Source organism: Mesorhizobium sanjuanii, assembly GCF_002529485.1.
GTDB lineage: Bacteria > Pseudomonadota > Alphaproteobacteria > Rhizobiales > Rhizobiaceae > Mesorhizobium > Mesorhizobium sanjuanii.
In genome coordinates this window covers 1-5,698 of the sequence record NZ_NWQG01000295.1, presented here as the reverse complement: position 1 = coordinate 5,698, position 5,698 = coordinate 1, and the positions used below count along the sequence as shown (strand labels likewise).

The window sequence follows — 5,698 nt, the reverse complement described above, 5'->3', positions numbered from 1 at the left end:
CCCCAGCCCCCCTGTATCGAAGAAGGACTGCAGGCTTTTGTAGTTCCAGTAGCTGCGCTCCTGGCCGGAGGCTGATGTGACTTTGTTGATTAGCGTGGTGTCGACAAGCTGCAAAACCGGATCGAAGAAATGAGGATAGAGCAGACTGGCGGCCATCGCTGAGAGGAGCAAGGGTGGTAGCAACGCGATAAGCAGCGCCTCCCCCGACCTCAGCCGACCTGAAGCGAGCGACTTCACAATGGAAATGACAACCGGCACACTTACCACTACAAGGCCGACATAGGCGGTCGACGATGTCGACAGCAGCAGGAGAACAAGCAGGACGGCTCCTAACCCCAATGCGAATTTGGATCCGGTCTTGCGCCAATAGGTGTAGGTGAACGCCAGCCCTGCCAGCGATGCCCCGCCGAACGCCGATGCCTCTGAAAACGCTCCCGCAATCCGCCAAAACCCAGCTTCCGTAACTTGCGTCAGCATGGCGTAGTTGGCGGTACGAATCGGGACGAGGATGTCGCCGGCGCCAACCAACTTGCCCAACAAATCCAGGATGCCCATTAATACGTGCAAGGTGAACCACAGGAAGAAGCCCCGCCTGATATCGGCTAACGTGCCGCTGCGCTGAAGCAGCAGCAGACAGGCCGCCAGGAACGTCAGCCCCCCCAGAACAAAGTATCCCGCCTGAGAGATGTTGGCCGACACCGGGGCCAAGGCCGCTTCGTAGACGCCCCTGCCGGTGCGGGAAGCGACGAAAGCGCTGGTCTGCCCTGCAAAGAGCCTTGGAAATAACAGCGCTCCGATGCTCACGTAGATCATGAGCGCACAGACGATCCATGCTGCACCTATACGAACGAAGACCGCTCCTATTTCTCTCCAGATTCCCCGTCGTGCTAGCGCGGCCACTATCAGGAGCAAATCAAAGACCGTGAAGATCAGCGGCGATGAGCCGCCAAGCGAGGTTATTGTGCCGATTGCCGTCGCACCAAAAGCCAAAGAGGCAATCAGCGCAGCGATCATCGACCAGCGCATATAAGCGACGAAGGCCAGGATTCCCGTGCAAATCAATAACCCAACGATGGAAATTTGCATTCAGCCCTCCGACGATCAATGATCCCGCCCCTGACTGCGCCGCCGGACCGCTTAGCTAAGTGGATGGCTTCACAGAAACGAGCGACTCTGATTTCCTTCGACAGGGTTGGTCTTGCGCAAAAAGCAAATTGACCTGGGAGGTCGCCGTGTTGCTTGCCATTGTCGGCGTTGCGGGTCTTGCCCTGATAATGGGGCTTACGCTGCGCGCGCCAGCGCTGATAGCGGCGACATTGGTGGTGATCGTCGGCAGCATCGCTACGGGCAGTTTTCTCCACCTGTCTGTTCAAAACACCATCCGCTCGACACTCTATCTTGTTATCGTCACCCAAATTGCCTACTTGGTCGGTCTCGCGCTTGCCGTGCTGTGGCGTCGCCCAGCGCGGGGGCGATAATCCCCCTGAGACCGTCCCTGGACATTTCCAAATTCAGGAGGTCTGATCAAATTTCATCATGGCCGGTATTGTCCGCATTAGGATCGAAAGATCGCGGCCTAGAGACCATGTTCGAACGTATTGTGTATCCAGCAATACGCGATGCGAATACTTGGTCATGTTTCTCCCGTTTATCTGCCAGAGGCCGGTCAGTCCTGGCCGCGTCTTCAAATATTCGTGCGACGCGGCGCCGTAGCGTTGCAATTCGTCGGCAACGATGGGGCGCGGACCGACGCAGCTCATGTCGCCACGCAAGATGTTGAATAGCTGCGGCAGCTCATCCAGGCTCGATTTGCGAAGCATCTTTCCGAAAAACAGGATACGTGGATCGCACTTCAGCTTCTGGTTGGCTGTCCACTCCTGGGCGGCTTCCGGATCGCGGCTCAGGTGGCGTTCGAGCACCTCCTCGGCATTCGGTACCATGGTGCGGAACTTGTAGCAGTCGAAGGCCTTTCCGTTGAATCCAATACGGCGGTGAACAAACAGCACTGGGCCGCCTGTAGTGACCTTGATCAGTAGCGGGATAAGAACCAGGGCCGGACCAGCCAGAATGAGCGCTGTCGAGGCTACCAACAGATCCAGCAGCCTCTTGACCCAACCGCCGAGAGGCTGCCGGCGGAAGCCCCGCACGTTTTCTTGAACGCTTGCCGTTTGCATGTCCGGCTCAAGCGGAATGGTGACGTGGTTTTGGCTTGCGTTGAGTTGGGGCGACGAAAGCTCTGGCGTATTCGATGTGGCGGCCGCGCCGCTTTCGCGTCGAAGAAGCAATGTCGCCGCAGGCTTGGCCCCGACCAGAATGGCCAGGTCTTCGCGCTCCGACAGGTTGCTTTCGATCACATTGGTCATTTTCTGCTCACGCACGAATTCAGCTGTTTTCGCATTTTCTCAACGACGGATGGTTTCCGGCAAGCAGAGAAAAGGTGGTAGATTGGCGGTGATTGGCAGCGGCGGGCTACACCTAAGATGCTAGGCTAGGTACGGACGAATGGCTGCTCCGACCAATGACTGGCACGATATCGGAATCGGAAGTTCGACTCACCTGCCTCCTCAGGCACTCGCGGGAGCGTGGCGCGGCCTGCCCAGCGGATACTCTGCGCCGCCTTGCCTAGAAGCTCAGATCACTTTAACGGGCAGATGTCGAATGACGGCCAGTGTCGAGACTGCCGCTGAGCTGGCGCTCGACTGACACCGCCGCGAGGAGAAAACACGATCGATGTCAGCGCGGCGCTTGGGCTGCCCGCTTCCGGTAACGATGAGCTGAAACAGAACGAACACGAGTCATCAACACGCCAAGCACGGACGAATTGGTATTTCTGAGAGTCTGGTTCAGGTCTTCAAGTTGATCAAGCGACGTCACCCCCCACTGAGCCACCATAATCACACCATCAAGAAGCGGGCAGACAGCAAGCCCTTCAGCCCCCGAGCTGAAGGGTGGAAGCTCAACAATAACGACGCCGAAATCACCAACATCGCTCAGCAATCCCTCCATATTCTTTGCAACAAGCAAATTCATCGAATTCGACTCAACGTTCTTCAAGTAATAAAACGATGTCTTTTCAATAAACTGGATTTGCTTGACCAGATCTTTGGGACTTCCGGAATCCTGATCGATCATGTTGAAATCGGAGGAATTGAGAAGTTCGTTGGCCAGTGCCGACTTATGGTCGGCGTTGATCACGAGGGTCGGCGTGCCCGACACCCCACAGAGGGCCGCCAGATTGCTTACAACGGTGCTCTTTCCATCGCCGGGGGACACGGATGTGATTCCGATGCGGCGCCTTGACTGGGTGGCCCCGGCCAAACTCATGATCGCCTTGACGCTCTTAAGGCTCCCGCTGAATGAAGAGTCCGGATTCCTGAGCACCTCGTCAAGCCGGCCAAAACCACCCCGCCTGAAGCTGACCGGCGGCAACTCTCCAATACAGGCCAGGCCCAGTTCGCGGCGGATCTGATGCGGCGTCCTCACGTTCCGATCAAGGCCGCGCCGCGCCACGGCAAACCCGATGCCAGCCACCAGTCCGGCAAGTGCGCCAAAGGCAAGAACCAACGTCTTGCGCGGCCGACTTGCTACTTCTGGACTAGTTGCGGATGTAATGACACGAGCATTGGCGATCAGATAAGGCTGTTGGTCGACCGAGTTCGTATACGCCCCGAGCAGGCTTTCATACATCTTGCGATAGGTGTCGGCGGTAACTTCCAACTGCTCCAGCGTAGTCTGCTGTGCTGGCTGTTCTTCCCTGAGCGGGAGACCCTGTGCCTCAATGGACATCTCCTCCTGACCTATGCTGTAGTCGTGTTTTGCGCGAAACTCCTGGGCGACCCTGGTCGCCTTGTTCATCTGATCGCCGACCTCCCGCATCCGCCTTTCCAACCATGCGATGCCCTCGCTAGCCGCTACTGTCGTCGTTTGCACTTGCTCCCGTACGAACGCGTCCGCTGTGGCGTTTGCGATGCGTGCCGCCAATGCCGGATCCAGAGACTGGAATGTAATGTCTATTGCATACGAGACACCGACACGCTGGACATCCAGGCCATCGTTGAATGTCTCCACCGCGCTACGCTCACGCTCGGATTCCGGCTGCGGCTCGTTCGTTTGTTTTCGACCCGGCCAGGGCAGCACTCGATAGAAGAAATTCGTCAGCGCGGCATAGCTGGTATTGAGTCCGCTGGCCTGAACGACGCTCATCCAGGCCCTGCGAAACCTCTCGCCGATGGTTGGACCGTGCATATCCCTGAACGTTGGATTGTTCATGAGTCCGAGGTCATCGATCACCATCATCGCGATCTTCTGGGAGCGCAGAACCGCGAGTTGGCTCTCGACCTGAGCGGTGTCGAGCGACAGATTCACTTCGGCGGGTTGCTGCTGAAGGTTTCTGGGAATCTTTGGTTCGATCAGGATCTGGGTTCGCGCTACATAAATAGAATCCGAGGTAGCAAAATAGAATGTGGCGCAAAGGATTCCGGCGACCATGAACGCCAGAATCGAGAAAAGATACTGCCTGACAAAAGAAACGATGTCAGCGAGGCTGATAAAATCCTGCGGGGCATCCGCCCCGAGCCATGGCTTGTGGGCATTTGCCGCCAACGGACGGTCTAGCATGGCTTCAATCCATATCTGCAACGAAAAGAGCGGCGAACTGCAACGGTCGAGCAGGATCTCCAACCGACGAGCCCCATTGCGAGCATGCAGCCGTGGCAACTGTTATGTCCGAGGATCGCTAGTAACCGTAGTCTATCGATCCTGGCCATCGCATCGCCCTTTGACCGCAGGACCTGCCCCATGGAAGGGGCGAGCTTCTTCATTCGAGCGATCAGATTCCCGGAATGACAAAACCGTTTAACTTGATCGGCTCAACACGTGGGCGCCAGGAAACATCTCAGTGAGCTTGTAGACGACCTCCGTCCTGTTCGTCGCCTTCAACTTCTTCATGATGTTACGGATGTGGACCTTGACGGTGCTCTCTCGGAGATTGAGCTCATGAGCGATTATCTTGTTGGCCTTTCCGCGCCTGAGCGCCAGGACGACCTCTTCCTGCCGCTCCGTGAACACGCTCGCCATGGGTCTCGTCACATCGGCGCCCGTGTCGATTGCTTTGTGCAGGGCAAACACGCTACTCGCAGGAACAAATGTCCCTCCGGCTATGACAAGATTTACGGCTTCTACGCAGACCTCGAAACGGATCGACGAAGGAATATAGGCTTTTACGCCATAATTCAACGCCTTCAGAATCTGCTCCAATTCGTCCGTATCAGCCAAAATCACCACGGGAACCGGGTGGACTTCGTTCACCAGATTGGCAATCTCGCTACCGGTCCTGGCGTCCGTCACTTTGCGACTGCCCACATGCAGCAGAATGGCCGACGCCGATAGACCGTTCTCCTCGTTCCGCCACTCCTCAATCGAACCGAACGACAGGATTTCCTTCCCGACGCGATAAGCGGTTAGACACTGTGCGAGACATTGCCGGTCAAGCACGCGCTCGTCCAACAGGATTAGACAGGAATCAGCCAAGCTCTGCCGGCGCAGATGTATTCCGTTCGCGATCTTCTGCGGTACAAAGTTCAGTCCACCAGATGACTGATTATCCAATTGAATCGTAGATTCCATGAACTTACTCCTAACCATCACTAGTGTTTCAAGATCAATCACTAGAGGCTTCAGTAACGCACCCTTCCTACGA

The 5,698-nt window shown here is 56.5% G+C and carries 5 protein-coding genes; 1 reads left to right on the top strand and 4 read right to left on the bottom strand.

Annotated features, from left to right (window positions below; all coding sequences use genetic code 11):
- The coding region (locus CN311_RS31315) for a hypothetical protein (protein ID WP_097577434.1) at positions 1 to 1,086 on the bottom strand (1,086 nt) is incomplete at its 3' end.
- Positions 1,087 to 1,235: 149 nt separating this feature from the next.
- On the opposite strand from CN311_RS31315, the gene CN311_RS31310 reads away from it, so the two are divergent.
- A complete protein-coding gene (locus tag CN311_RS31310) occupies positions 1,236 to 1,478 on the top strand; it encodes a hypothetical protein (RefSeq protein WP_208866614.1) in 243 nt (80 codons plus the stop codon).
- A 33-nt stretch (positions 1,479 to 1,511) separates the two neighbouring features.
- Here the strand turns inward: CN311_RS31310 and CN311_RS31305 are convergent, their stop codons facing one another.
- The 3 genes from CN311_RS31305 to CN311_RS31295 form a co-directional block, all read right to left on the bottom strand.
- Positions 1,512 to 2,363: a sugar transferase gene (locus CN311_RS31305; RefSeq protein WP_097577432.1), complete on the bottom strand. Its 852-nt coding sequence runs from the start codon at positions 2,361 to 2,363 to the stop codon at positions 1,512 to 1,514.
- Between the two features lie 370 nt (positions 2,364 to 2,733).
- Positions 2,734 to 4,680: a GNVR domain-containing protein gene (locus tag CN311_RS31300; protein ID WP_245441003.1), complete on the bottom strand. Its 1,947-nt coding sequence runs from the start codon at positions 4,678 to 4,680 to the stop codon at positions 2,734 to 2,736.
- A 174-nt stretch (positions 4,681 to 4,854) separates the two neighbouring features.
- Positions 4,855 to 5,625 (bottom strand): response regulator transcription factor, encoded by a 771-nt coding sequence (locus CN311_RS31295; protein WP_097577435.1) that lies wholly within the window; start codon positions 5,623 to 5,625, stop codon positions 4,855 to 4,857.
- Positions 5,626 to 5,698 lie beyond the last annotated feature (73 nt).